Raw genomic sequence first — 25,842 nt, forward strand, 5'->3', positions numbered from 1 at the left:
CTCGCTAAAAAAATCAGATTTGTTAGCTTATGCCGCCATAGAGGGCTGCTCGCCGTTCTGGCTGCTTCAACGGCCATACCGGGACGCTGTGACGAGTTGAAACGTTAACGAAGATAATGAGAAAAATTGAAAACTTTCACCTGTTGGTGATGCTTATCCTGTTGGTGGCCGTCGGCCAGATGGCGCAAACCATTTATGTTCCCGTTATTGCCGATATCGCGCACGACTTGTCGGTTCGTACCGGCGCGGTGCAGCGCGTGATGGCGGCCTATCTGATGACCTACGGCTTTTCCCAGCTGATTTACGGCCCGTTGTCGGACCGCATCGGCCGCCGGCCGGTGATCCTGGCGGGCATGATGATATTTCTGGTCGGCGCGTTGGGCGCGTTGTTGTCCAGCAACCTGACGATGCTGGTGGCCGCCAGCGCCATCCAGGGCATGGGCACCGGCGTGGCGGGCGTGATGGCGCGCACCATGCCGCGCGATCTGTATGCCGGCACCGCGCTGCGCTACGCCAACAGCCTGCTGAATATGGGCATTCTGGTCAGCCCGCTGTTGGCGCCGGTGATTGGTGGCGCGCTGGCGATGGTGTTTGGTTGGCGCGCCTGCTATGCCTTCCTGCTGGCGCTGTGCGCAGGGGTCGCCTTCGCCATGCTCCGCTGGCTGCCGGAAACCCGGCCGGCGTTGACGGAAAAGCGCCGCATGCTGGCCAGCTTCCGCCAACTGCTGACGGACAGCACCTTCAGCTGTTACCTGGTGATGTTGATCGGCGCGCTGGCGGGCATCGCGGTGTTTGAGGCCAGCTGCGGCGTACTGATGGGCGGCGTGCTGGGGCTGAGCGGTCTGACGGTCAGCATTCTGTTTATCCTGCCGATCCCGGCGGCGTTCTTCGGCGCCTGGTACGCCGGGCGCGACGGCAAGACCTTCCACGGCCTGATGTGGCACTCGGTGATCAGCTGCCTGTTGGCGGGGCTGATGATGTGGATCCCGGGCTGGTTCGGGGTGATGAATATCTGGACGCTGATCGTGCCGGCGGCGCTGTTCTTCTTCGGCGCCGGCATGCTGTTTCCGTTGGCCACCACCGGGGCGATGGAGCCGTTCCCTTATCTGGCGGGCGCTGCGGGCGCACTGGTCGGCGGCATGCAGAACATGGGCTCCGGCCTGGCGACCTGGCTTTCCGCCATGCTGCCGCAGACCGGGCAGTTTAGCCTGGGCCTGCTGATGTTCGCGATGGCGCTGCTGATTTTGCTGTGCTGGTGGCCGCTGTCCAACCGGATGCAGCATCAGGGACACACCGCATAAAAAAACAGGGCGCCCTCGGCGCCCTGTTTAATTACAGCAGGAACTCATGCAGCGCCGGATCCTTGCGGTCCAGATAGTGGGTCGAGCGGATGCGGCGGATGGTGCGCGACTTGCCGCGGATCAGCAGGGTTTCGGTGGTGGCCATATTGCCCTGACGGCTGATGCCGTCCAGCAGGTCGCCCTTGGTGATGCCGGTGGCGGAGAAAATGACGTTATCGTTGCGCGCCATCTGGTCCATCGGCAGCACCTTGCCGGCTTCAATGCCCATCTCCCGGCAGCGCGCCAGTTCTTCTTCACCGATGCGGCGGTTCTCGGCGCTGTCGCCCTTCACCTGATGGCGCGGCAGCAGGCGCGCCTGCATGTCGCCGTCCAGCGCGCGGATCACCGCGGCGGAAATCACCCCTTCCGGCGCGCCGCCGACGCCATACATCACGTCGACTTCGCTTTCCGGCATGCAGGTGAGGATGGAGGCGGCTACGTCGCCGTCCGGGATGGCGAACACCCGCACGCCGAGCTGCTGCATCTGCGCAATCACGCCGTCATGGCGCGGCTTGGCCAGCACGATCACCGTCAGCTGGCTCAGCGGTTTACCGAGGCGCGCGGCGACGTTCTTCAGGTTCTCCGCCAGCGGCAGGTTGAGATCGATGGCGCCGCGCGCCGCCGGGCCGACCACCAGCTTTTCCATATACATGTCCGGCGCGTGCAGGAAAGTGCCGCGATCGCCCACCGCCAGCACCGCCAGCGCGTTGGACTGCCCCATGGCGGTCATGCGGGTGCCTTCGATCGGATCGACCGCGATATCCACCGCATCGCCCTGGCCGCTGCCGACCTGCTCGCCGATATACAGCATCGGCGCTTCGTCGATTTCACCTTCGCCGATCACGATGCGGCCATCGATATCCACTTTATTGAGCATGATGCGCATGGCGTGGACCGCGGCGCCGTCGGCGGCGTTTTTATCGCCGCGCCCCAGCCATTTGTAGCCCGCCAGCGCGGCGGCTTCGGTAACGCGGGAGAATTCGATGGCTAATTCACGTTTCATGGCAAAACCTGTCTGTGAGAAAGGGAAGAAAATATCGGCAAAGTTTATCACAGCGCGGCAGCAGCGGGGCGGGGCAAAAAAAAAAGCGCCGCCCGCAGGCAGCGCTTATTGGAGTGACGCAGCAGGTCGGGCTTACTCGTGATCTTCCCACGCCTGCGCACGGGCGACCGCTTTTTTCCAGCCGCTGTAGCGGTAGTTGCGCTCGGTGGTTTCGATGCTCGGGCGGAACTCGCGCTCGATAACCGCCTTGCTCTTCACCTCATCCAGATCGTTCCAGTAGCCGATGGCCAGGCCCGCCAGGAAGGCGGCGCCCAGCGCCGTCGATTCGCGCACTTCAGGGCGCTCTACGCGGGTGCCGAGGATGTCGGACTGGAACTGCATCAGGAAGTTGTTGGCGACCGCACCGCCGTCCACGCGCAGCGATTGCAGGCGAGTGTTGGCGTCTGCCTGCATGGCGTCCAGCACGTCGCGGGTCTGATAAGCGATCGACTCCAGCGTAGCGCGGATGATGTGGTTGCTGTTGGCGCCGCGGGTCAGGCCGAAGATGGCGCCGCGAGCATACGGGTCCCAGTAAGGCGCGCCCAGGCCGGTGAAGGCCGGCACCACGTAGACGCCGTTGCTGTCTTTCACCTTGGTGGCGAAGTATTCGGAGTCGGCGGCGTCGCTGATCAGCTTCAGCTCATCGCGCAGCCACTGGATGGATGCGCCGCCGATGAACACCGCCCCTTCCAGCGCGTAGTTCACTTCGCCGCGCGGGCCACAGGCGATGGTGGTCAGCAAGCCGTTCTTGGAGCGCACCGCTTCCTTGCCGGTGTTCATCAGCAGGAAGCAGCCGGTGCCGTAAGTGTTCTTCGCCATACCCGGCTGAACGCACAGCTGGCCGTACAGCGCCGCCTGCTGGTCCCCGGCGATGCCGGCGATAGGAATACGGGTACCTCCCTTACCGCCGATGTTGGTCTGGCCGTACACTTCTGAAGAAGGGCATACCTTCGGCAACATGGCGCGCGGGATATCCAGCACTTCCAGCATGCGTTCGTCCCAGTCCAGCTCATGGATGTTGAACATCATGGTGCGCGAGGCGTTGGTGTAATCGGTCACATGCACCCGCCCCTGGGTCATTTTCCACACCAGCCAGGTGTCGACGGTGCCGAACAGCAGTTCGCCGCGCTTGGCGCGGTCGCGGGCGCCTTCCACGTTGTCCAGGATCCACTTGACCTTGGTGCCGGAGAAGTACGGGTCAACCACCAGGCCGGTATTGTGGCGAATGTATTCTTCCAGGCCGTCGCGTTTGAGTTTCTCGCAGATCTCGGCAGTGCGGCGGCACTGCCAGACGATGGCGTTGTAGATGGGCTTGCCGGTCTCTTTTTCCCAGACGATGGTGGTTTCGCGCTGGTTGGTGATGCCGATGCCGGCGATCTGATCGGAGTTGATATCGGCCTTCGCCAGCACTTCTACCAGCGTGGAGCTTTGCGATGACCAGATCTCCATCGGATCGTGTTCAACCCAGCCGGCTTTCGGGTAAATCTGCGTGAATTCACGCTGCGACACCGCGACGATGTTGGCGTCGTGATCGAGCACGACGGCGCGAGAGCTGGTGGTCCCCTGGTCGAGGGCGACAATGTATTTTTTTTCTACTGTCATGATCTTAATCCTGCTGTTGTTAACCGTTTAAAACTGCACCAATCACGCTTTGCGCTGCTGGGTCTTGGCGGCGGATTCTTCTTCCGTTACGCAGACGTCGCAAGGCAGATGGCGGCCAATCAGCGCGCGGTAGCCGAAGGCACCCAGGCCTGCGCCGATGATTGGGCCAAAGATCGGCACCAGGAAATAGGGGATATCGCGTGCGCCGGTAAAGGCCACTTTGCCCCAGCCGGCCAGATAGGCGAACAGTTTAGGGCCGAAGTCGCGCGCCGGGTTCAACGCAAAGCCGGTCAATGGTCCCATAGAGGCGCCGATGACGGCAATCAGAATGCCGATCAGCAGTGGCGCCAGCGGGCCGCGCGGAATGCCGTTGCCGTCGTCGGTCAGCGCCAGGATCAGGCACATCAGAATGGCGGTGATCACCGTTTCCACCAGGAAGGCCTGGCCGACGGAGATATGCGGATTAGGGTAGGTGGAGAAAATGCCGGCCAGATCGAGGCTTTCGTTGCTGCCGCGCACCATATGGTGTGCCGCTTCGAAATCGAAGAACAGGTTGTAATACAGCCCGTAAACCAGGGCTGCCGCGCAGAAGGCGCCGGCGATTTGCGCCAGGATGTAAGGCAGCACCTTGCGACCGTCAAAGCAGGCGAACAGCCACAGGGCGAGGGTGACCGCCGGGTTGAGGTGCGCACCTGAGATAGCCGCGGTCAGATAAATGGCCATGGCGACGCCCAGGCCCCAAATGATGCTGATTTCCCACTGGCCGAAGCTGGCGCCCGCCAGTTTCAACGCGGCAACGCAGCCTACGCCAAAGAAGATCAGCAGACCGGTGCCGAGAAACTCCGCGATGCACTGGCCTTTTAATGTCGGACTGGTGGTTTGGCTCATAATGTTGTTGTCCTGCAAAACGGCGGTTATAGGTTTATAGGCTCAAGCTTGGGTATCTGCCTGGCCTATGGGTACAGTTTTTTTCATCTCGTCCAATTATTGAATGAGGACGTGATGTAAATTTATCGTTAACGAACATAAACGAGAAATAGCGAAATCAAAATGTGTGTGCCCCGTCATAAAATTGAGCGATTTCGCGTCGTTTGGTGTTCTTTCTGAGCCATAAAACTGTGATCTGACCAGTGCTTTGCCCGCAGGTTGTTAACAACTCACCGGCGAAGGGCGCAGGCATTTTCAGTTTTTGCTGATGGCGGCGGCGGGAAAATTGCAACAGACTGCGCGATGAGCCGGTATGTTGCTAGACAGTCGGGGACAGGCTACTTACAATCGTTTTTATCGAAAGAAGCGTTTTATCGAGACAGGCGCGTTATTTTCAATAAAAGCGTGTGTCACTTGGCGCGATGCATATTCGCAGCAGTTGCAACAGACGTTGCGGCCGTTACCTATAGATGTACGCCTTGCTATCATGAGGGGACTGAAGAATGTCATTTGAAGTATTTGAGAAATTGGAAGCAAAAGTTCAGCAGGCGATTGATACCATCACTTTGTTGCAGATGGAAATTGAAGAGCTGAAAGACAAAAACAACACGCTGTCGCAGGAAGTTCAGGCGGCCTCCGGCAACCATGAGTCTTTGGTGCGTGAGAACCAGCAGCTGAAAGAAGAGCAGCACGTATGGCAAGATCGCCTGCGCGCACTGCTGGGCAAGATGGAAGAGGTCTGATTCCCTACCGCCTTGCAGCAATGAAAAAGGGCGCCTGAGGCGCCCTTTTTCATTGCTGAGGATTACTCGATGTCGAGCGGATCTTCGGAAAGGATAATACCGGTGTTGTCGGCGTACAGGTGGTCGCCGGAGAAGAAGGTGACGCCACCGAAGTTAACGCGGATATCGCTCTCACCCACGCCTTCGCTGACCGCGCCGACCGGGATCGCCGCCATCGCCTGAATGCCGATGTCGAGCTCTTCCAGATCGTCCACCTGCCGCACCGCACCGTATACCACGATGCCTTCCCATTCGTTCTGGGCCGCCAGGCGCGCCAGTTCGGCGTTGATCAGCGCGCGACGCACCGAACCGCCGCCGTCGATCAACAGCACCCGGCCGCGGCCGTTTTCTTCAAGCAGGTCGAACAACAGGCCGTTATCCTCGAAGCATTTCACCGTAGTGATCTGCCCGCCAAATGAAGTACGCCCGCCAAAATTGGAGAATAGAGGTTCAACAACGTTCACCTCTTCATGATAGATGTCGCAAAGTTCGGAAGTATCGTATTTCATAGGATTTTACGTCTGTTTGCCGCTGGAATAACCAGTATATCCCTTTATTCGCCCTGTTGGCAAAATCATCACTTTTTAACTGAGCGCAACGCCGATGGCGAACAGCAGGTTGGCCAGCAACGCCGCCTTGACCATGTGCTCCAGCATCGGCCGCATGCCGACCGGCGTCGGGTCGCGCAGCACGCGCAGGGCATGGCGGACCAGCAGCGGGATCGCCAGTACGAACAGCCAGCCCCATGGGCTGTGCAGGTTGAACAGCGTGAATAGCGCAAAGCACAGCACGGCGCCGCCCAGCAGCAACGCATGGTAGACGCGCGCGTTGTGCGGGCCGAGCCGCACCGCCAGGGTATTTTTGCCGTTTTCGCGATCGCTTTCGATATCGCGCAGGTTATTGATGTTGAGTACTGCCGTGGCCAACAACCCGCAGGCGGTGGCCGGCAGCATCACCACGCTGTCGAAGGTGTGGGTTTGCAGATAGTAGGTGCCCGCCACGCTCAGCCAGCCGAAGAACACCAGCACCGAAATGTCGCCCAACCCCAGATAGCCATAGGGTCTGGTGCCGACGGTATAGGTGATGGCGGCGACGATCGACAGCCCGCCCAGCACCAGGAAGCCTATCACGTCGCTGGGCTGCTCGCAGGCGACGGCGATCAGCGCACCGCCGGCGAGGGCTATCAACCCCACCGTCACCACCAGCGCCCGTTTCATCTGCGCCTGGGTGATCATGCCTTTTTGCATGCCGCGCAACGGCCCGATGCGGTCTTCTTTGTCGCTGCCTTTTACCGCATCGCCATAGTCGTTAGCCAGGTTGGAGAGGATCTGCAGCAGGCCGGCGGTCAGCAGCGCCAGCAAGGCTACGCCGGGTTTCAGGCTGCCGTGCCAGGCGGCGATCGCTGAGCCGACCACGATGGAGGCGAAAGCCAGCGGCAGGGTGCGGAGGCGTAAACTTTCCAGCCAGGCGGTGATCGGGGTGGTAGCGGTTGATGAGCTCATGTTTCGCTTCTGTCAGTAAGTTGCTGTGTCTGTTATAAATAATTGTGGGAGGCAAGGCCTCCCACACAGATGACTGACAGGACAGTGATAGAGCGATTATAGGATAAAACGACTCAAATCTTCATCCGCAACCAGTTCATCCAGATGACTACGTACGTAATCCGCATCAATTGTAATGGATTGGCCGTTAATTTCACTCGCATCGTAGGAAATATCTTCCATCAGACGTTCCAGCACGGTGTGCAGACGGCGCGCGCCGATATTTTCGGTGCTTTCGTTAACCTGCCATGCGGCTTCGGCGATGCGGCGGATACCGTCGGCGGTGAACTCGATATTGACGCCTTCGGTGCCCATCAGCGCTTTGTACTGTTCGGTCAGCGAGGCGCTCGGCTCGGTCAGGATGCGCTCGAAATCTTCGGTGGTCAGCGCCTGCAGCTCAACGCGGATCGGCAGGCGGCCCTGCAGCTCCGGGATCAGATCCGACGGATTGGCGGTCTGGAACGCGCCTGAGGCGATGAACAGGATGTGATCGGTTTTCACCATGCCGTGCTTGGTGGACACGGTGCAGCCTTCCACCAGCGGCAGCAGGTCGCGCTGCACGCCTTCGCGTGACACGTCTGGGCCGGAGCTCTGGCCGCCGCGCTTACAGATTTTGTCGATCTCATCGATAAACACGATGCCGTGCTGCTCAACCGCTTCGATCGCCTGTTCTTTCAGCTCTTCCGGGTTCACCAGCTTGGCGGCTTCTTCTTCCACCAGCAGCTTGAAAGCCTCTTTGATCTTCACTTTACGCGGTTTCTGCTTCTGGCCGCCCAGGTTCTGGAACATCGACTGCAGCTGGTTGGTCATTTCTTCCATGCCGGGAGGCGCCATGATTTCCACGCCCATCGGCGCGGCGGCCAGGTCGATTTCGATCTCTTTGTCGTCCAGCTGGCCTTCACGCAGTTTCTTGCGGAACGCCTGGCGGGCGGCCGAAGGTTCCTGATGCTCTTCCGGCTGGCCCCAGTTGTTCTTGGCCGGCGGGATCAGCACGTCGAGAATGCGCTCTTCGGCCAGCTCTTCGGCGCGGTTGCGGTTTTTCTCGATCGACTGCATGCGCACCATTTTGATGGCGGCGTCGGTCAGATCGCGGATGATGGAGTCCACTTCTTTACCCACGTAGCCCACTTCGGTGAACTTGGTGGCTTCAACCTTGATGAAAGGCGCGTTGGCCAACTTCGCCAGGCGGCGGGCGATTTCGGTTTTACCGACGCCGGTCGGGCCGATCATCAGAATGTTTTTCGGTGTCACTTCGTGACGCAGCATCTCGTTGAGCTGCATCCGGCGCCAGCGGTTGCGCAGGGCAATGGCGACAGCGCGTTTGGCCTTGTTTTGGCCGATGATGTAGCTGTCCAGTTCGCTGACGATCTCGCGCGGAGTCATTTCAGACATGGTATTCGATCCTTACGCTTTGGAAGGCAATTCTTCGATGGTGTGGAAGTGGTTGGTGTAAATACAGATGTCGCCGGCGATGTTGAGAGACTTATCAACGATCTCGCGGGCGCTCAGCTCGGTATTTTCCAACATCGCACGGGCAGCGGCCTGGGCATAAGGGCCGCCGGAGCCGATGGCAATCAAATCGTTCTCCGGCTGAATGACGTCACCGTTGCCGGTGATGATCAGCGAGGAGTGCTCGTCGGCGACGGCCAGCAGCGCCTCGAGTTTGCGCAGCATGCGGTCGGTGCGCCAGTCTTTCGCCAGTTCGACGGCGGCTTTCACCAGGTGGCCCTGATGCATTTCCAGCTTGCGCTCAAACAGCTCGAACAGCGTGAAGGCATCCGCAGTGCCGCCGGCGAATCCGGCAATCACTTTGTCGTTATACAGGCGACGCACTTTCTTGACGTTGCCCTTCATCACCGTGTTGCCCAGGGTAGCCTGGCCATCGCCACCGATCACTACCTGGCCGTTGCGGCGTACGCTTACAATTGTTGTCACGAGCAAACCCTCGTTGAAGACGGAAAGAAGCCCTCGCGGCCCCTGCTTGCGCAGAGGCTACGAGGCATATTGAGAGTATAGATGGGGGGGGATTGACGCTTTTCAACCCCCAACGGAGAGGGGAATGCAACTCGACATGCCAACGCCCTTCAGGCGCGAAAGGGTTTTGTCCGCGGTTGCGCGGCTGCTGTATGGGCCGAGGACTACGCGATTCCAGCCGCCGCCGGCGGTAATGCGGCTTTCGATACCTTCAAACGCCAGGCGCGCCCGCACGGATTCGGCCTGATCGGCGGCGCGGAATGAACCGCACTGCACCATCCATTTCTGTTTGGACTCAGGCTTGGTCTCCTGCTTGGCCGTTTCTTGCTTCGCTTCCGGTTTGGCTTCCTGCTTCACTTCAGGCTTGGCCTCAGGTTTCGGCTGCGGCTTAGGCTCCGGCTGTTTCACCTGCACTGGCGGTGGGGTGACCGGTTTCGGCGCGGCCGGCTTCGGTTGAGCCGCCGGCTGGTGCTGCTGCACCGGCGCGGTGGTCGCGCCGTTGTTGAACGGATTGCGCGGCTGAGCGACCTGCTGCTGTTGCTGAACCTGTTGCTGCATCTGCTGTTGCTGCATCTGCTGCTGGCGGCTATTGCTGCGCGCGGCGGCCTGTGAAGGGTCGTTGTACGGCACTTCATTCAGCTGCGTTGGGCGCTGTTGCATATCGGCCTGCATTTGCTCCAGCAGTTGGCGCTGTTCGGCGGTCAGCTGGGTTTTGGAGTTCACTTCACCGCCGGCCGTAGGTTCGGTCGGGGTCTGCACGCCAATCTGGCGATTCTCCAGCTCTTTGATGTAACGCCAGCGCTCTTCCGGTTTCGGCGGCAGGCCGTTGCCTGGGCGATTGCCGTGCGCAGGCAGCAGCGGCGCGTCGTCCGGCTTGTTGTGCGTAATGAAATAGAGGCCACCGATAAAGACAACCAGCAGTGCGGCGGCCAGCGCCAGCACGGTTTTGGAAACCTTCGGAGAACTGCGTTTTTTACGGCTGGGGGTTTTGCGCTTAGCTCCTGCTGCGCGCCCACGGCTTACATAGTCTTTTTGTGCCACTATTATTCCGCTGTGTCCTGATGAGGGGATAAGTCCGTCATGTTACTGAACCCTAAAATATTTGACTAGCGTTTAGGGGCAGCCGTGCTGCCTCTGATAATCAACTCGCTGTCCAACAGCCGCGAGCCGCTTGCCACCGTTTGCCCGTGCAGCTGCTCTAACAGCAGCAGCATCGCCTGTTGGCCAATCTGGTAACGCGGTTGCGCCACCGTGGTTAACGGCGGATCGCAATACTGCGCCAGTTTGATGTCGTCAAAACCGACGATGGACAGGTCTTGCGGCACCCGCAGACCCATTTTCTTCGCCTGCGACAACACGCCGATCGCCATCACGTCGCTATGGCAGAAGACGGCCGTCGGCGGTTTCGGCTGGGCCATCAACGCCGCCAGCGCCTGAGCGCCGGCTTCGTAAGTAAAATCACCCCGGGTAATATAGCTGCTTTCGACGCTAATGCCATTACGGCGTAGCGCCTGAATGTAACCCTGCAGCCGATAATGGCTCAGCGGCATCTGCTCCGGCCCGGCGACGCAGGCGATCTGCTTGTGGCCCAGCTGATGCAAATAATGTACGGCTTCGAAGGCCGCGGTCAGGTTATCGATATGCACCGTCGGCAGTTCCAGCTCGGGAGCAAACTCGTTGGCCATCACCATCGGCGGCAGATTGCGCTGCTCTTCCTTGCTGGCGTCGAACGGCAGGTTGGAGCCCAGCAGCAGCATGCCGTCGATCTGTTTGGTGATGATCAGATTGACGAAGGTGCGCTCCTGCTGATTTTGCTGCGCGCAGTCGCCGATCAGCACCAGATAGCCCTGCTGTGCGGCGGTTTGCTCGATCCCCTGGATCACATCGGCAAAAAAGGGATCGCAAATGTCGGGAACGATCACCAGGATAGTGCGAGACTCGTTGCGCTTGATATTGCGTGATAAGGCATGAGGAGAATAACCCACGGCCAAAACGGCCTGTTCCACTTTCTGGCGCGTCGGCGTTGACACCTTTTCCGGATTCATCAGCGCGCGCGATACGGTAGCCGTTGAAACGCCCGCCATTTCGGCGACGTCTTTCATGGTCGCCATGGATAATTCTTTCTTGTGTTCCAACGCCTTTCTCCTTGCGTCAGCCCCATGCCAACGCGACTACTGCTGTTTGCTCACAATGTCTGGCGTGCGGTGGTGTTGTTATCGTTTAGCGCCATCCGCGTTTGAACATTTTGGCCGCCGCCGCTTTCCAGCGGCAAAATTTACCTTAGCGGACATTCTAAACAGAATATGTGCCGCCTTTGTTACCTAATTTGCATAAAAAGTGTGACTTGAGAAGGTTTTTTAGCGTTCGCTCGCAATTTCAAGGGTAAACGTTTGCATTGCAGCACTTGAATCAGACTTTTCTGGGATCAGCTGTCTATCGGATCGACGTCCAGCGTCCATTTCACCTTGCGCGCCTGCGGCAGGGTGCCGATCAGCGGCAGCGAACTCTTCATTAACTGCTGCAAGACTCGCCGTGAAGGGTGCTGCAACAGCAGTTGCCAGCGGAAGCGGCCGCCGCGTTTGGACTGCAGCGCCGGCACCGGACCCATCACCCACAGCGCGTCATCCTTCAGCGGGCTGGCCTCCAACAGGTTGCGCAGCTGCTGCAGGAACTGCGGCGCCTGCTGGTTATCGTGGTCTTCCGAACGCACGATGATGTGGCTGGTGTACGGCGGCAGGAATACGCTATTGCGCTCCGCCAGCGTCTGTTTGGCGAAGGCGTCGTAACCTTGTTGCAGCAAAATTTGCAGCAGCGGATGCTCAGGATGGTGGGTTTGCAACAGCACCTCGCCCTGCTTGCCCGCCCGGCCGGCGCGCCCGGAAACCTGGGTATACAGCTGGGCGAAGCGTTCGGCGGAGCGGAAGTCGGCGGAAAACAGCGCGCCGTCGACGTCCAGCAGCGCCACCAGGGTGACGTCCGGAAAGTGGTGACCCTTCGCCAGCATCTGGGTGCCGATCAGAATGCGCGATTCGCCGCGGTGGATATCCGCCAGGTGCTGTTCCAGCGATCCCTTGCGGCTGGTGGTGTCGCGGTCGATGCGGGTGATTGGCGTTTCCGGGAACAGCGGCGCCAGCTCGTTCTCCAGCTGTTCGGTGCCGACGCCGACCGAGACCAGGTGCGTCGAGCCGCACTGCGGGCACTGGTGCGGCACCGGCCGCTGGCTGTCGCAGTGGTGGCAGCGTAGCTGGCGCTGGTTTTGGTGGAAGGTGTAGTAGTGGTCGCAGCGCTGGCATTCGGCGATCCAGCCGCACTCATGGCACAGCAGCGCCGGGGCGTAGCCGCGGCGGTTAAGGAACAGCATCACCTGATTGCCGGCCTTCAAATGGTGCTGCATGCTTTTCAGCAACGGCTGCGACAGGCCGACCTTCAGCGGCAGGCCCTTCAGATCGATCAGGTGCTGCGCCGCCGGCTTGGCGTTGCCGGCGCGCTGGGTGAGCTTGAGTTGACGGTATTTGCCCAATTGCACGTTGTGCAGCGTTTCCAGCGCCGGGGTGGCGGACCCCATCACCATCGGGATGTTTTCTTCCCGGGCGCGGAACACCGCCAGATCGCGGGCGTGGTAGCGCCAACCTTCCTGCTGTTTATAAGAGCTGTCGTGTTCTTCGTCGATGATGATTACCCCCAGCCGCTGGAACGGGGTGAACAGCGCCGAGCGGGTACCGATAACGATAGCGGCCTCGCCGCTGCGGGCGCGCAGCCATACCGCCAGCCGCTCGCTGTCGTTCAACCCGGAGTGCAGCACGTCCACCGGCGCGTTAAAGCGTTCGCGGAAGCGGGCGATGGTCTGCGGCGTCAGGCCTATTTCCGGCACCAGCACCAGCGCCTGCCGCCCTTTGGCCAGAATGTTCTCCAGCACGCTGAGGTAGACCTCGGTCTTGCCGGAGCCGGTCACCCCGGCCAGCAGCCAGGCGGCGAACTGCTCGTCCTCGCTTCTGATGGCCCCCACCGCGGTGGCCTGCTCGGTGTTCAGCCGCAGCCGTTCGCCCAGTACGGCGAAATGAGGGCGCCAGTCCTGGGTGGCGGCGAGCTGTGAGCGCAAATCGATCAACCCTTTCGCGCGCAGCGCCTGCAGGGCGCTTTCCGTCAGCTCGAGCTGGCTCACCTGGTGGCGATAGACCGGGCGCTGCAGCAACGCCGCCAACGCCTGCTGCTGCTTGGGGGCACGTTTCAGGCTTTCCGGCGGCGTGGCGCGGCCCTGTTCGGTGGCGAACCACTGCCACAGCGGCGCGGCTTCGGCCGGTTTGCCTTGCCGCAGCAGGATCGGCAGCGCATGGAACAGCACTTCGCCGATGGGGTAATGGTAGTAATCGCTGGCCCAGCGCAGGATGCGCCACAGGCTGGGGGAGAACAGCGAGGCCTGGTCGAGAACGCTGTCTATCGGTTTCAGCTTTTCGAGCGGCAGTTCGCTGGTGTCGCTGCAGCCGGTGACGATGCCGATCGCCCGCTGCTTGCCCCAGGGCACGCAAACGCGCGCGCCGGCCACCGGCTGCGGGCCTGGCGGCAGCAGATAGTCGAAGGTGCGGGCGAGGGGTACCGGCAAAGCAACGTGAACAACGGGCATGGGGTCATCCAGAGTGAAAAAAAAGAGTCCATCAGTTTACACGGCGCGCCGGCAAATGTACGGTTCCGATTGCGCGGCACTTTTAATTCTGTATAATTTGCCGCCTTTGGTATAATTCGATACCAAATTCTATTATCAACCACGTGTGGTGTCTGGCGAAACAGGGCTGGATAGCGACACGGCCTTAACTGAGGTTTCCCATGAAACAAGGTATCCACCCAAAATACGAAGAAGTTACTGCTAACTGCTCTTGCGGTAACGTGATCAAAATCCGCTCTACCGTGGGTCACGATCTGAACCTGGACGTTTGTGGCGAATGCCACCCGTTCTACACCGGCAAGCAGCGTGACGTTGCTACCGGTGGTCGCGTTGACCGCTTCAACAAGCGTTTCAGCGTACCAGGCGCTAAGAAATAAGATTTCTTATTGCCAGATGAAAAAGGCGCCTTCGGCGCCTTTTTTCGTTTCTGCCGCCTGCGTTCGCAGGCCGGCGCTTAATATTCCCAGGTATCGGGATCGACACCCAGTTCGCGCATCAGCACTTTTGCGGCTTCCGGGATCTCGTCGCTGCGTTCTTTGCGCAGGTCTTCATCGTTCGGCAGCGGCTGGCCGGTAAAGGCATGCAGGAACGCTTCGCACAGCAATTCGCTGTTGGTGGCGTGGCGCAGGTTGTTCACCTGGCGACGGGTCCGTTCGTCGGTGAGGATTTTCAGGACCTTCAGCGGAATGGATACCGTGATTTTTTTTACTTGCTCGCTTTTTTTACCGTGTTCAGCGTAAGGGCTGACATACTCGCCGTTCCACTCAGCCATGGGACACCTTAAATTTGTCAGAAAAATTACAAAATTCTAAAAACCGGCCAATTATGCCCGATCTTCACTGTTCTCACTAAATAAATGTCAATTTTACGCGACCAGGGTCACTGAATGCCAAGGTTCAATAGACTCCGCCTATGCATTTCCGGTTAACATCTTATCGTCATGTCAAACTGGCATAATTTTAGCGGGTATTGCGCCGTTGCTCAATCTATACGCAAAGAAGTTTAGATGTCCAGATGTATTGACGTCTATAGTCGCAGCGATTAATCTTTAGGCCTCATTCACCGACCTCCCGAGAGCCGAGCGATCCTATGACGCGTAAACCAGCCACGATTGCCGTACGCAGCGGCCTGAACGACGACGAACAGTACGGCTGCGTTGTTCCGCCGATCCACCTGTCCAGCACCTATAACTTTACCGACTTCAACCAACCCCGAGCCCATGACTATTCGCGCCGCGGCAACCCGACGCGCGACGTGGTGCAACGCGCCTTGGCGGAACTGGAAGGCGGGGCGGGGGCGGTGATGACCGGTAGCGGGATGTCGGCTATCCATCTGGTGACTACCGTGCTGCTGAAGCCCGGCGATCTGCTGGTGGCGCCGCACGACTGCTACGGCGGCAGCTACCGCTTGTTCGACAGCCTGAGCAAGCGCGGCGCCTACCGGGTGCTGTTCGTCGATCAGGGGAATGAGGAAGCGCTGCAGCAGGCATTGGCACAAAAACCCAAGCTGGTGCTGATCGAAAGCCCAAGCAACCCGCTGCTGCGGGTGGTGGATATTGCCGCCATCTGCGGCGCCGCCCACGCGGCGGGCGCGCTGACGGTAGTGGACAACACCTTCCTCAGCCCGGCGCTGCAGCAACCGATCGAACTGGGCGCCGATCTGGTGGTCCATTCCTGTACCAAATACCTCAACGGCCATTCAGACGTGGTGGCCGGGGCGGTGATCGCCAAAGATCCGGCGCTGGTGGTCGAGCTGGCCTGGTGGGCCAACAATATCGGCGTGACCGGCGGCGCGTTCGACAGTTATCTGCTGCTGCGCGGCATGCGCACCCTGTCGCCGCGCATCAAGGCGGCGCAACAAAACGCCGAGGCGATTGTCAGTTATTTACAGCAGCAACCGCTGGTGAAAAAGCTGTATCATCCTTCCCTGCCGGAAAACCCGGGGCATGAGATCGCCCGCCGGCAGCAGCGTGGCTTTGGTGCGATGCTGAGTTTTGAACTGGACGGTGATGAAGCGTTGCTGCGCCGTTTTCTCTCTGCCCTTGAGCTATTTACTCTGGCAGAATCGCTGGGCGGCGTAGAAAGCCTGATCTCGCATGCGGCGACCATGACCCACGCCGGTATGGCGGCGGAAGCGCGGGCGGCGGCCGGCATCTCCGAGAGCCTGCTGCGCATTTCCGTGGGTATTGAAGACAGTGAAGATTTGATTGCCGATCTGGAACGCGCTTTCCAGGCGGCGGCTACGAGGTAAGCATGAATGCAATTGCGGTAGCAGGGCCGGTGAGCGGGCGTCAACTGCACAAGTTTGGCGGCAGCAGCCTGGCGGACGTGAAGTGTTATCTGCGTGTGGCCGGGATCATGGCCGAATATAGCCAGCCGGGCGACATGATGGTGGTGTCGGCCGCCGGCAGCACCACCAACCAATTGATCAGCTGGCTGAAGCTCAGCCAGAGCGATCGCCTCTCTGCGCATCAGGTGCAGCAAGCGCTGCGCCGTTATCACAGCGAATTGATCGGCGGCCTGTTGCCGCCGGAGAGCGCGGAGCCGCTGATCGCTCAGTTCATTCAGGATCTGGAACGCCTGGCGGTATTGCTGGACGACAAGGTTGACGACGTTTGCTACGCCGAGGTGGTGGGGCACGGCGAGATCTGGTCGGCGCGGCTGATGGCGGCGGTGCTCAATCAGTTGGACATGCAGGCGGCCTGGCTCGATGCGCGCGACTTTCTGCGTGCGGAGCGCGCCGCGCAGCCGCAGGTGGACGAGGGCCGTTCTTACCCGCTGCTGCAACAGCTGCTGGCTCAGCACCCGGGCAAGCGTCTGGTGGTGACCGGCTTTATTTCACGCAACGACGCCGGTGAAACCGTGCTGTTGGGGCGTAACGGCAGCGACTATTCCGCGACCCAAATCGGCGCATTGGCCGGTGCCGAGCGCGTGACCATCTGGAGCGACGTGGCCGGGGTCTACAGCGCCGATCCGCGCAAGGTGAAGGACGCCTGCCTGCTGCCGCTGCTGCGGCTGGACGAGGCCAGCGAGCTGGCGCGCCTGGCGGCGCCGGTGTTGCACACCCGCACCCTGCAGCCGGTTTCCGGCAGCGATATCGATTTGCAGTTGCGCTGCAGCTACCAGCCTGAACAGGGTTCGACGCGCATCGAGCGCGTGCTGGCCTCCGGCACCGGCGCCAAGATTGTCACCAGCCACGACGACGTTTGCCTGATCGAACTGCGCGTGGCCGGCCAGCATGATTTCAAGCTGGCGCAAAAAGAGTTGGATCTGGTGCTGAAGCGCGCGCAGATCAAACCGCTGGCGGTGGGTATTCACCCGGACCGCAGCCTGGTGCAGCTGTGCTACACCTCCGAAGTGGCCGGCAGCGCGTTGCGCATCTTGCAGGATGCCGGGCTGCCGGGTGAGCTGCAGCTGCGGGAAAGCCTGGCGCTGGTGGCGCTGGTGGGGGCGGGCGTATGCAAGAACCCGCTGCACAGCCACCGCTTCTATCAGCAATTGAAAGATCAGCCGGTGGAGTTTATCTGGCAGGCGGAAGACGGCATCAGCCTGGTGGCGGTGCTGCGTCAGGGCCCGACCGCGCTGTTGATCCAGGGCCTGCACCAGAGCCTGTTCCGCGCGGAAAAACGCATTGGCCTGGTGCTGTTCGGCAAGGGCAACATCGGTTCGCGCTGGCTGGAGCTGTTTGCCCGCGAGCAAAAGAACATTTCCGCCCGCAGCGGCTTTGAGTTCAGCCTGGCGGGGGTGGTGGACAGCCGCCGCAGCCTGCTGAATTACGACGGGCTGGACGCCAGCCGCGCGCTGGCGTTCTTTGAAGAAGAGGCGCAGGAGCTGGACGAAGAGTCGCTGTTCCTGTGGATGCGCGCGCATCCGTTTGACGATCTGGTGGTGCTCGACGTTACCGCCAGCGAAAACCTGGCCGAGCAGTATCTGGACTTCGCCAGCTACGGCTTCCATGTCATCAGCGCCAACAAGTTGGCCGGGGCCTCATGCGGCGATACCTATCGCCAAATCCGCGACGCCTTCGCCAAAACCGGCCGCCACTGGCTGTATAACGCCACCGTCGGCGCCGGCCTGCCGGTCAACCACACGGTGCGCGATCTGCGCGACAGCGGCGACAGCATTTTGGCGATCAGCGGCATTTTCTCCGGCACGCTGTCCTGGCTGTTCCTGCAGTACGACGGCACCGTGCCTTTCACCGATTTGGTGGATCAGGCCTGGCAACAGGGGTTGACCGAGCCGGATCCGCGGGTCGATTTGTCCGGCCAGGACGTGATGCGCAAGCTGGTGATCCTGGCGCGCGAAGCGGGCTATGACATCGAGCCTAATCAGGTACGGGTTGAGTCTTTGGTGCCGGCGGGCTGCGAGCAAGGTTCGGTCGATCAGTTCTTCGAGAACGGCGATGCGCTAAACCAGCAGATGCAGCAACGCTTCGAGGCCGCGAGTGAAATGGGGTTGGTGCTGCGCCACGTGGCGCGTTTCGACGCCAACGGCAAGGCGCGGGTCGGCGTGGAAGCGGTGCGCCCCGAGCACCCTCTGGCTTCGTTGCTGCCGTGCGACAACGTGTTCGCTATCGAAAGCCGTTGGTATCGCGATAACCCCCTGGTCATTCGCGGGCCGGGCGCCGGCCGCGACGTGACTGCCGGAGCGATCCAGTCGGATCTTAACCGCCTGGCGCAGCTGCTTTAATTTTCCCGGGGCGCGCCTCACCGCGCCCCTTCGTTTTTCCTGCCATAATTACCTCCAGTTGCCATCATGAAATTCTTTCTCTTAACGGGTGAGGATTAATCATCTTATTACCCTCACTTTCCTGTTGACTCTTTAGTCAACATACGGCATTTTCTATCTAGACGTCTAAACGTATAGACGCTTATTAAAACAAGCAAAACAGTGATCGACAAGAGGCGGGCAGGGTATGAGTTTTTTCCACGCAAACCAGCGGGAAGCGCTGAATCAGAGTCTGGCGGAGTTGCACGGCCAGATTAACGTATCATTCGAGTTCTTCCCGCCGCGCACCAGCGAGATGGAAGACACTCTGTGGCAGTCGATCGATCGTCTGAGCAGCCTCAAACCCAAGTTCGTTTCTGTGACCTACGGCGCCAACTCCGGCGAACGCGATCGCACCCACAGCATCATCAAGGGGATCAAGGATCGCACCGGCCTGGACGCCGCACCGCACCTGACCTGCATCGACGCCACGCCGGCTCAGCTGCGCGATATCGCCACCGACTACTGGAACAGCGGTATCCGCCATATCGTGGCGCTGCGCGGCGACCTGCCGCCGGACGGCGGCAAGCCGGAAATGTACGCCACCGATCTGGTGGCGCTGCTGAAAGACGTCGGTGATTTCGATATTTCCGTCGCCGCCTACCCGGAAGTGCACCCGGAGGCGAAAAGCGCCCAGGCTGACCTGATCAACCTGAAGCGTAAAATCGACGCCGGCGCCAACCGCGCCATCACCCAGTTCTTCTTCGATGTGGAAAGCTACCTGCGTTTCCGCGACCGCTGCGTGACCGCCGGCATCGACGTGGAGATAGTGCCGGGCATTCTGCCGGTATCGAACTTCAAACAGCTGCAGCGCTTCGCCACTATGACCAACGTGCGGGTGCCGAGCTGGATGACCAGCATGTTCGAAGGCCTGGACGACGATGCGGAGACCCGCAAGATGGTCGGCGCCAACATCGCCATGGATATGGTGAAGATCCTCAGCCGTGAAGGGGTGAAAGACTTCCACTTCTACACGCTGAACCGCGCCGAAATGAGCTATGCGATTTGCCACACCCTGGGTGTGCGGCCGGCGGCGATTGCCTGATAGGACTGACGAATAGACGACGAGGGCGCTGTGTTACCACAGCGCCCTTTTTGTTTGAAAAGCAACGGCCCCGGTGAACGGGAGCCGTATTGCGCGGCCTAGCCGGTGTTGCGCATCCCGGCGGCGACGCCGGCGATGGTGACCATCAGCGCCTGCTCGACGCGGGCGTCCGGGTGTTCCTGCTGGCGTGAGCGGTGCAACAGCTCCGCCTGCAGCACGTTCAGCGGGTCGGTGTAGACGTTGCGCAGTGCGATGGATTCGGCGATCCACGGCAGATCTTCCATCAGGTGCGCGTCGTTGGCGATGGTCAGCACCACCTTGATGTCGCTTTCCAGCTGATCGCGCAGCTGCTGGCCCAATGGCCACAGCGATTGGTCGACCAGGCGCTGATCGTAGTATTCCGCCAGCCACAGGTCGGCTTTGGCGAACACCATTTCCAGCATGGCGATGCGGGTGGAGAAGAATGGCCAGTCGCGGCACATCGCCTCCAGTTCCGGCTGCTTGCCGGCTTTTACCGCTTCCTGCAGGCCTGCGCCGGCACCGAGCCAGGCCGGCAGCATCAGGCGGTTCTGGGTCCAGGCGAAGATCCAGGGAATGGCGCGCAGGCTTTCTACGCCGCCGTTCGGTTTGCGCTTGGCCGGGCGCGAGCCCAGAGGCAGTTTACCCAGCTCCAGTTCCGGCGTGGCGGCGCGGAAGTAAGGCACGAAGTCCGGGTTCTCACGCACGTAGCCGCGATACATCTGGCAGGAGGTGTCCGACAGTTCGTCCATCAGCGTGCGCCACTCTTTCTTCGGTTCCGGCGGCGGCAGCAGGTTGGCTTCCAGGATGGCGCCGGTATACAGCGCCAGGCTGCTGATGGTGACCTCCGGCAGGCCGAACTTGAAGCGGATCATCTCGCCCTGTTCGGTGACGCGCAGGCCGCCTTTCAGGCTGCCCGGCGGCTGCGACAGCAGCGCCGCATGTGCAGGCGCGCCGCCGCGGCCGATGGAGCCGCCGCGGCCGTGGAACAGCGTCAGCGCCACGCCGGCTTTCTCGCAGGTTTTGATCAGCGCGTCCTGTGCGCGGTACTGCGCCCAGGATGCCGCCATCACGCCGGCGTCTTTCGCCGAGTCGGAATAGCCGATCATCACCATTTGTTTGCCCTGAATGAAACCGCGGTACCAGTCGATGCTCAGCAATTGGGTCATCACATCGTCGGCGTTGTTCAGGTCGTCGAGGGTTTCGAACAGCGGGGCGACCGGCAGCGCGAACGGGCAACCGGCCTCTTTCAACAGCAGATGCACCGCCAGCACGTCGGAAGGCGTACGCGCCATCGAGATCACGTAGGCGGCGATCGAGCCCTGCGGCGCTTCGGCGATCACCCGGCAGGTTTCCAGCACTTCCTGGGTGTCGGCGCTCGGTTCCCATTTCAGCGGCACCAGCGGGCGTTTGGAGTTCAGTTCGCGGATCAGGAACGCCTGTTTATCGGCTTCCGACCAGCTTTCGTAATCGCCCAGCCCCAGATAGCGGGTGAGCTCGGCGATGGCTTCGGTATGGCGGGTGCTTTCCTGGCGCACGTCGATGCGCACCAGCGGCACGCCGAAGCAGCGTACGCGGCGCAGGGTATCCAGCAGCTGACCGTTGGCGATGATGCTCATGCCGCAGGCCTGCAGCGACTGATAGCAGGCGAACAGCGGTTCCCACAGCTGCTCGTTGTTCACCAGCAGGTCGTGCGGTTTCAATACGCGCTCGCCCTTCAGGCGGCCTTCCAGATAGGCCTGCGTGTTGATCAACTGGCTGCGCAGCTGCTTCATGATTTCGCGGTACGGTTCCTGCACGTCGTCGCCGCCGGCAAGGGCGCGCAGCTCCGGCGTGCATTCGGTCATCGACAGTTCAGACACCAGCACCTGGATATCGCGGGTGAACAGATCGCAGGCCTTCCAGCGGCTGAGCAACAGCACGTGGCGGGTGATCTCGGCGGTCACGTTCGGGTTGCCGTCGCGGTCGCCGCCCATCCAGGAGGTGAAGCGCACCGGCACGGCTTCCACCGGCAGGCTGTAGTCGATGGAGTTTTCCAACTGCTCGTTGAATTCACGCAGGAAGGCCGGCACGCCTTCCCACAGGCTGTTTTCCACCACCGCGAAGCCCCACTTGGCTTCGTCGACAGGCGAAGGGCGGTGCTTGCGGATTTCGTCGGTGTGCCAGGATTGGGCCACCAGCTGACGCAGACGGCGCATGATTTTGTTGCGTTCGTAGTCGGCCAGGTCGTTATGGTCGAGCTGGCTCAGGCAGGTGTTGACCTCCACCAGCTTGTGGATCAGGGTGCGGCGGGTGATTTCGGTCGGGTGCGCGGTCAGCACCAGCTCGATGGAAAGCTGGGACACGGCGTTTTGCAGCTCTTTGGTGCTGAGTTTCTTGTCTTTCAGCCGGGTAAACAGCTGCGCCAGCGCTTCCGGGTTGCTGGCGGCTTCGCCATTGGGGGAGATGCTGTGGTACTGCTCGGCGACGTTGGTCAGGTTAAGGAACTGGCTAAAGGCGCGCGCCACCGGCAGCAGCTCGTCGTTGGACAGGTTCTGCAGGGTGGTGAGCAGTTCCTGGCGGTGCGCTTCGTTGCCGGCGCGTGAAGATTTGGAAAGCTTACGGATAGTTTCAACGCGGTCGAGAATATGCTCACCCAGCGCTTCTTTGATGGTATCGCCGAGCAATTTGCCGAGCATACTGACATTACTTCGCATTGCCGAATATTGTTCGTTCATATAACCCCTGACCCAGTTCTGTATGATTTTTATCTTGTAAGTAAATTTCACGCGTCAGGCGCAGACCGCCTGTTTCATTACGCCGTTTTCCTGTCCAATCGTCAATTGACACTATTTTTAGCAAAAAAACATCAAAATCGGCGCATTCTCTGAAATTTAATTACTGCGCGCCGGTTATCAGTCTGGCTTATTTCAGCCTTTTTATACTTATTCAGAGGTAGGGGGAATCATACGATGATTCCCCTGATTACTGTAAGGGTTACTGCTGGCAAAAATGATCGACCAGTTGCCCCAGCAGTTTGCGGGTCGGCTCGATAAACGCCGTATCTATGTATTCGTCCGGCTGATGCGCCTGGTTGATTGAACCCGGGCCCAGCACCAGCGTCGGGCACACCTGTTGAACAAACGGCGCCTCGGTGCAGTAGTTGACTACCTGGGTGCGGGTGCCCAACAGTTCCTCAATCACCGCCACCATACGGTGATCGGTCGGGCACTCGTAGCCCGGCACCGAAGCGTGCAGCTCCTCGATGGTCAGACGGCCCGGCCAACGCTGGCTTACCGGCTCCAGCGCCTGGTGCACCAGCTCGTTGATGTTGTCGAGCGTCATGCCGGGCAGCGGGCGGATATCCAGGTGCAGCTCACAGCAGGCGCAGATGCGGTTGGCCGCGTCGCCGCCGTTGATATGGCCGAAGTTCATGGTCGGGTAAGGCACGGCGAACGCCGGGTTGTTGTAGCGTTCCTGCAGCGTTTTGCGCAGCTCAATCAATTGGCCGATGGATTCATGCATCAGATCGATGGCGTTGACGCCGCGTGCCGGATCGCTGGAGTGGCCGGACTGGCCGACGATGCGAATGGCGTTGGCGATATGGCCCTTGTGGGCGCGCACCGGCTGCAGCGAGGTTGGCTCGCCGATGATGGCGAAGTCTGGGCGAATGGCGGTAGAGGCGGCGAAATAACGCGCGCCGGCCATCGTCGTTTCTTCATCTGCGGTTGCCAGAATGTACAGCGGCTTGGTCAGCTTGCCGGCGTCGATGTCGCGCACCGCGTCCAGAATAAAGGCGAAGAAGCCTTTCATGTCGGCGGTGCCCAGACCGTACAGCTTGTTGTCGTGTTCGGTCAGGGTAAAGGGATCGCGCGTCCAGCGGCCGTCGTCGTAGGGCACGGTATCGGTGTGGCCCGCCAACAGCAGGCCGCCGCTGCCTTCGCCAATGCTGGCCAGCAGGTTGAATTTGTTGCGGGTGTCCGGCACCGGCTGAACGTCGACGCGAAAGCCCAGATCGGCAAACCAGCCCGCCAGCAAGTTGATTAATGCTTCATTACTCTGATCGAGGGCGCCGTCGGTGGCGCTGATCGACGGAGTGGCGATCAACGCCCGGTACAGCTCAATAAATGGAGGTAATTTCATCTTCACTGTTGACAGCCTTTGGTTAGGGTAGTATCAATATTCATGCATTTATTTTGAATAAAAATACAGTAAGCTGGAGCGTAAGGGAACCCGATACCCGGATGTTTATAAAAACATCAACGCTCGACCTGGTGGGTGAACGGCGAAACAACGCTGGCGAGCCCTGTTACCTGAGTCGAATACGACTATACGCAGTCAAGAAGGTGAACGGCCACATGTTGAATACGCTGATTGTTGGTGCCAGCGGTTACGCCGGAGCGGAGCTCACGGCCTACCTTAATCGCCACCCACACATGAACATAACCGCTTTAGCGGTTTCAGCGCAAAGTGCAGATGCAGGAAAATTGCTTTCCGATCTGCATCCCCAGTTGAAAGGCATCGTCGATCTGCCGCTGCAGCCGCTGGTGGACGTTGCCGAAGCGGCCAAAGGCATCGACGTGGTATTTCTCGCTACCGCCCATGAAGTCAGCCACGACATCGCGCCGGCGTTCCTGGCGGCGGGCTGTGTGGTGTTCGACCTCTCCGGCGCCTTTCGCGTGCAGGACGCCGGTTTCTACAGCCAGTATTACGGCTTCGAACACCAGCATGGCGATCTGCTGGCGCAGGCGGTGTACGGCCTGGCGGAATGGCAGAGTGAGCAGATCAAACAGGCGCAGCTGATCGCCGTACCGGGCTGCTACCCGACGGCGGCGCAGCTGGCGCTGAGGCCGCTGATTGAAAAACAGCTGCTGAACCTCGATCAGTGGCCGGTGATCAACGCCACCAGCGGCGTCAGCGGCGCCGGGCGCAAGGCCAGCGTCACCACCAGCTTCTGTGAGGTGAGCCTGCAGCCGTACGGCATCTTCAACCACCGTCACCACCCGGAAATTGTGGCGCATCTGGGCGTGCCGGTCATCTTTACGCCACATTTGGGTAACTTCCCGCGTGGTATTCTCGAAACCATTACCTGCCGCCTGAAGGCCGGCGTGACCGCGCAAGACGTGGCCGCCGCCTATCACGCCGCTTATGACGACAAACCGCTGGTGCGCCTGTACGACCAGGGGGTACCGGCGCTGAAAGCGGTGGTGGGTTTGCCGTTCTGCGACATCGGTTTTGCGGTGCAGGGCGAGCATCTGATCGCTGTAGCGGCGGAAGACAACCTGCTGAAAGGCGCGGCCGCGCAGGCGGTGCAATGCCTGAATATTCGTTTCGGGTTCCCGGAAACCCAGTCACTACTTTAAACCAGCGTGAGTAAACAGCGATGAACCCGTTAATTATCAAGTTAGGTGGCGTGTTATTAGACAGTGAAGAAGCGCTGGAGCGCCTGTTTACCGCGCTGGTCAGCTACCGTCAGCAGCATCAGCGCCCGCTGATCATCGTGCACGGCGGCGGTTGCGTGGTGGATGAGCTGATGAAGCAGCTTTCTCTGCCGGTGGTGAAGAAGAACGGCTTGCGGGTAACCCCGGCCGATCAGATCGACATCATTACCGGCGCGCTGGCGGGCACCGCCAACAAAACGCTGCTGGCGTGGGCGATCAAGCACCAGATTAACGCGGTCGGCCTGAGCCTGGCGGACGGCGGCAGCGTATCCGTAACTCAACTCGATCCGGCGTTGGGCCACGTGGGCAACGCGCAGCCGGGGTCGCCGGCGCTGGTCAATACCCTGCTGGGCGCCGGCTATTTGCCGGTTGTCAGCTCCATCGGCATCACCGCCGAAGGGCAGCTCATGAATGTAAACGCCGATCAGGCGGCGACGGCGCTGGCCGCTACCCTGGGTGCGGATTTGATCCTGCTGTCGGACGTCAGCGGCATCCTCGACGGCAAAGGCCAGCGCATCGCGGAAATGACGGCGCAAAAAGCGGAGCAACTGATTGCTCAGGGCATCATTACCGATGGTATGGTAGTGAAGGTGAATGCGGCGCTTGATGCCGCCCGTACCCTCGGCCGCCCGGTGGATATCGCCAGCTGGCGCCATGCCGATCAGCTTCCTGCTTTGTTTAACGGCGTGTCGATTGGCACCCGGATCCTCGCTTAAATATAGAAT

The 25,842-nt window shown here is 60.4% G+C and carries 21 protein-coding genes; 8 read left to right on the forward strand and 13 right to left on the reverse strand.

The window, feature by feature from the left end; all coding sequences use genetic code 11:
- Positions 1–116: 116 nt before the first annotated feature.
- On the forward strand, positions 117–1,301 hold the full coding sequence (gene emrD / locus KHA73_RS23695) for a multidrug efflux MFS transporter EmrD (RefSeq protein ID WP_234587201.1): 1,185 nt from the start codon (positions 117–119) through the stop codon (positions 1,299–1,301).
- Between the two features lie 31 nt (positions 1,302–1,332).
- Here emrD and glpX read toward each other — a convergent pair whose 3' ends face one another.
- The 3 genes from glpX to KHA73_RS23710 all read right to left on the reverse strand — a co-directional run bounded on the left by glpX (position 1,333) and on the right by KHA73_RS23710 (position 4,872).
- Positions 1,333–2,343, reverse strand: coding sequence for a class II fructose-bisphosphatase (glpX, locus tag KHA73_RS23700; RefSeq protein WP_234587202.1), 1,011 nt, complete (start codon positions 2,341–2,343; stop codon positions 1,333–1,335).
- 132 nt (positions 2,344–2,475) lie between these two features.
- Complete coding sequence (gene glpK, locus KHA73_RS23705) at positions 2,476–3,984, reverse strand: glycerol kinase GlpK (RefSeq protein ID WP_234587204.1); 1,509 nt, start codon at positions 3,982–3,984, stop codon at positions 2,476–2,478.
- A gap of 42 nt (positions 3,985–4,026) precedes the next feature.
- Positions 4,027–4,872, reverse strand: a complete 846-nt coding sequence (locus KHA73_RS23710) for an MIP/aquaporin family protein (protein WP_234587206.1) — start codon at positions 4,870–4,872, stop codon at positions 4,027–4,029.
- A 542-nt stretch (positions 4,873–5,414) separates the two neighbouring features.
- Here KHA73_RS23710 and zapB point away from each other — a divergent pair.
- A complete protein-coding gene (gene zapB, locus KHA73_RS23715) occupies positions 5,415–5,654 on the forward strand; it encodes a septal ring assembly protein ZapB (RefSeq protein WP_234587208.1) in 240 nt (79 codons plus the stop codon).
- Positions 5,655–5,716: 62 nt separating this feature from the next.
- On the opposite strand, the gene rraA is transcribed toward zapB, so the two are convergent.
- From rraA to priA, 7 genes are all read right to left on the reverse strand, one after another.
- The gene (rraA, locus tag KHA73_RS23720; protein ID WP_234587210.1) at positions 5,717–6,202 is read right to left on the reverse strand and encodes a ribonuclease E activity regulator RraA; all 486 of its coding nucleotides are present in this window, start codon (positions 6,200–6,202) and stop codon (positions 5,717–5,719) included.
- Positions 6,203–6,277: 75 nt separating this feature from the next.
- Positions 6,278–7,195 (reverse strand): 1,4-dihydroxy-2-naphthoate polyprenyltransferase, encoded by a 918-nt coding sequence (locus KHA73_RS23725; RefSeq protein WP_234587211.1) that lies wholly within the window; start codon positions 7,193–7,195, stop codon positions 6,278–6,280.
- A 96-nt stretch (positions 7,196–7,291) separates the two neighbouring features.
- Complete coding sequence (gene hslU / locus KHA73_RS23730; RefSeq protein ID WP_234587213.1) at positions 7,292–8,626, reverse strand: HslU--HslV peptidase ATPase subunit; 1,335 nt, start codon at positions 8,624–8,626, stop codon at positions 7,292–7,294.
- A 12-nt stretch (positions 8,627–8,638) separates the two neighbouring features.
- Positions 8,639–9,169 carry an ATP-dependent protease subunit HslV gene (gene hslV / locus KHA73_RS23735; RefSeq protein WP_004953184.1) on the reverse strand — a complete coding sequence of 177 codons (531 nt, stop codon included), beginning with the start codon at positions 9,167–9,169 and terminating at the stop codon, positions 8,639–8,641.
- 102 nt (positions 9,170–9,271) lie between these two features.
- Positions 9,272–10,249: a cell division protein FtsN gene (gene ftsN, locus KHA73_RS23740; RefSeq protein WP_234587215.1), complete on the reverse strand. Its 978-nt coding sequence runs from the start codon at positions 10,247–10,249 to the stop codon at positions 9,272–9,274.
- A gap of 65 nt (positions 10,250–10,314) precedes the next feature.
- Positions 10,315–11,343: a DNA-binding transcriptional regulator CytR gene (cytR, locus tag KHA73_RS23745; RefSeq protein WP_234587217.1), complete on the reverse strand. Its 1,029-nt coding sequence runs from the start codon at positions 11,341–11,343 to the stop codon at positions 10,315–10,317.
- Positions 11,344–11,633: 290 nt separating this feature from the next.
- Positions 11,634–13,829 carry a primosomal protein N' gene (gene priA / locus KHA73_RS23750; protein WP_234587219.1) on the reverse strand — a complete coding sequence of 732 codons (2,196 nt, stop codon included), beginning with the start codon at positions 13,827–13,829 and terminating at the stop codon, positions 11,634–11,636.
- Positions 13,830–14,029: 200 nt separating this feature from the next.
- Here priA and rpmE point away from each other — a divergent pair, with 200 nt between their 5' ends.
- Positions 14,030–14,245: a 50S ribosomal protein L31 gene (gene rpmE / locus KHA73_RS23755; protein WP_012147462.1), complete on the forward strand. Its 216-nt coding sequence runs from the start codon at positions 14,030–14,032 to the stop codon at positions 14,243–14,245.
- Between the two features lie 77 nt (positions 14,246–14,322).
- Here rpmE and metJ read toward each other — a convergent pair whose 3' ends face one another.
- Entirely contained in the window at positions 14,323–14,640 is a 318-nt protein-coding gene (gene metJ, locus KHA73_RS23760) for a met regulon transcriptional regulator MetJ (RefSeq protein WP_006317756.1), read from the reverse strand.
- Between the two features lie 317 nt (positions 14,641–14,957).
- Here metJ and metB point away from each other — a divergent pair, with 317 nt between their 5' ends.
- The 3 genes from metB (at position 14,958) to metF (ending at position 19,679) form a co-directional block, all read left to right on the forward strand.
- Positions 14,958–16,118, forward strand: coding sequence for a cystathionine gamma-synthase (metB, locus tag KHA73_RS23765; protein WP_234587221.1), 1,161 nt, complete (start codon positions 14,958–14,960; stop codon positions 16,116–16,118).
- A gap of 2 nt (positions 16,119–16,120) precedes the next feature.
- Positions 16,121–18,556, forward strand: coding sequence for a bifunctional aspartate kinase/homoserine dehydrogenase II (locus KHA73_RS23770; RefSeq protein WP_234587223.1), 2,436 nt, complete (start codon positions 16,121–16,123; stop codon positions 18,554–18,556).
- A 226-nt stretch (positions 18,557–18,782) separates the two neighbouring features.
- Complete coding sequence (metF, locus tag KHA73_RS23775) at positions 18,783–19,679, forward strand: methylenetetrahydrofolate reductase (RefSeq protein WP_234587225.1); 897 nt, start codon at positions 18,783–18,785, stop codon at positions 19,677–19,679.
- A 98-nt stretch (positions 19,680–19,777) separates the two neighbouring features.
- Here the strand turns inward: metF and ppc are convergent, their stop codons facing one another.
- Positions 19,778–22,414 (reverse strand): phosphoenolpyruvate carboxylase, encoded by a 2,637-nt coding sequence (gene ppc, locus KHA73_RS23780; RefSeq protein ID WP_234587227.1) that lies wholly within the window; start codon positions 22,412–22,414, stop codon positions 19,778–19,780.
- Positions 22,415–22,673: 259 nt separating this feature from the next.
- A complete protein-coding gene (gene argE / locus KHA73_RS23785; RefSeq protein WP_234587229.1) occupies positions 22,674–23,819 on the reverse strand; it encodes an acetylornithine deacetylase in 1,146 nt (381 codons plus the stop codon).
- A gap of 215 nt (positions 23,820–24,034) precedes the next feature.
- Between argE and argC the strand changes: the two genes are divergently transcribed.
- Together argC and argB are read left to right on the forward strand one after the other, a co-directional pair.
- Positions 24,035–25,039, forward strand: a complete 1,005-nt coding sequence (gene argC, locus KHA73_RS23790) for an N-acetyl-gamma-glutamyl-phosphate reductase (protein ID WP_234587230.1) — start codon at positions 24,035–24,037, stop codon at positions 25,037–25,039.
- Positions 25,040–25,059: 20 nt separating this feature from the next.
- The gene (gene argB / locus KHA73_RS23795) at positions 25,060–25,833 is read left to right on the forward strand and encodes an acetylglutamate kinase (protein ID WP_234587232.1); all 774 of its coding nucleotides are present in this window, start codon (positions 25,060–25,062) and stop codon (positions 25,831–25,833) included.
- The last annotated feature ends 9 nt before the right edge of the window (positions 25,834–25,842 follow it).

Source organism: Serratia entomophila, from assembly GCF_021462285.1.
GTDB classification, from domain to species: Bacteria; Pseudomonadota; Gammaproteobacteria; order Enterobacterales; family Enterobacteriaceae; genus Serratia; species Serratia entomophila.

Excerpts from the sequence above, each read along its gene's own strand:
- metB (WP_234587221.1), top strand. The coding sequence starts at position 14,958 with ATGACGCGTAAACCAGCCACGATTGCCGTACGCAGCGGCCTGAACGAC.
- hslU (WP_234587213.1), bottom strand. The coding sequence starts at position 8,626 with ATGTCTGAAATGACTCCGCGCGAGATCGTCAGCGAACTGGACAGCTAC.
- KHA73_RS23710 (WP_234587206.1), bottom strand. The coding sequence starts at position 4,872 with ATGAGCCAAACCACCAGTCCGACATTAAAAGGCCAGTGCATCGCGGAG.
- emrD (WP_234587201.1), top strand. The coding sequence starts at position 117 with ATGAGAAAAATTGAAAACTTTCACCTGTTGGTGATGCTTATCCTGTTG.
- glpX (WP_234587202.1), bottom strand. The coding sequence starts at position 2,343 with ATGAAACGTGAATTAGCCATCGAATTCTCCCGCGTTACCGAAGCCGCC.
- priA (WP_234587219.1), bottom strand. The coding sequence starts at position 13,829 with ATGCCCGTTGTTCACGTTGCTTTGCCGGTACCCCTCGCCCGCACCTTC.
- glpK (WP_234587204.1), bottom strand. The coding sequence starts at position 3,984 with ATGACAGTAGAAAAAAAATACATTGTCGCCCTCGACCAGGGGACCACC.
- zapB (WP_234587208.1), top strand. The coding sequence starts at position 5,415 with ATGTCATTTGAAGTATTTGAGAAATTGGAAGCAAAAGTTCAGCAGGCG.
- argE (WP_234587229.1), bottom strand. The coding sequence starts at position 23,819 with ATGAAATTACCTCCATTTATTGAGCTGTACCGGGCGTTGATCGCCACT.
- KHA73_RS23770 (WP_234587223.1), top strand. The coding sequence starts at position 16,121 with ATGAATGCAATTGCGGTAGCAGGGCCGGTGAGCGGGCGTCAACTGCAC.
- argC (WP_234587230.1), top strand. The coding sequence starts at position 24,035 with ATGTTGAATACGCTGATTGTTGGTGCCAGCGGTTACGCCGGAGCGGAG.
- argB (WP_234587232.1), top strand. The coding sequence starts at position 25,060 with ATGAACCCGTTAATTATCAAGTTAGGTGGCGTGTTATTAGACAGTGAA.
- metF (WP_234587225.1), top strand. The coding sequence starts at position 18,783 with ATGAGTTTTTTCCACGCAAACCAGCGGGAAGCGCTGAATCAGAGTCTG.
- rraA (WP_234587210.1), bottom strand. The coding sequence starts at position 6,202 with ATGAAATACGATACTTCCGAACTTTGCGACATCTATCATGAAGAGGTG.
- KHA73_RS23725 (WP_234587211.1), bottom strand. The coding sequence starts at position 7,195 with ATGAGCTCATCAACCGCTACCACCCCGATCACCGCCTGGCTGGAAAGT.
- rpmE (WP_012147462.1), top strand. The coding sequence starts at position 14,030 with ATGAAACAAGGTATCCACCCAAAATACGAAGAAGTTACTGCTAACTGC.
- metJ (WP_006317756.1), bottom strand. The coding sequence starts at position 14,640 with ATGGCTGAGTGGAACGGCGAGTATGTCAGCCCTTACGCTGAACACGGT.
- ppc (WP_234587227.1), bottom strand. The coding sequence starts at position 22,414 with ATGAACGAACAATATTCGGCAATGCGAAGTAATGTCAGTATGCTCGGC.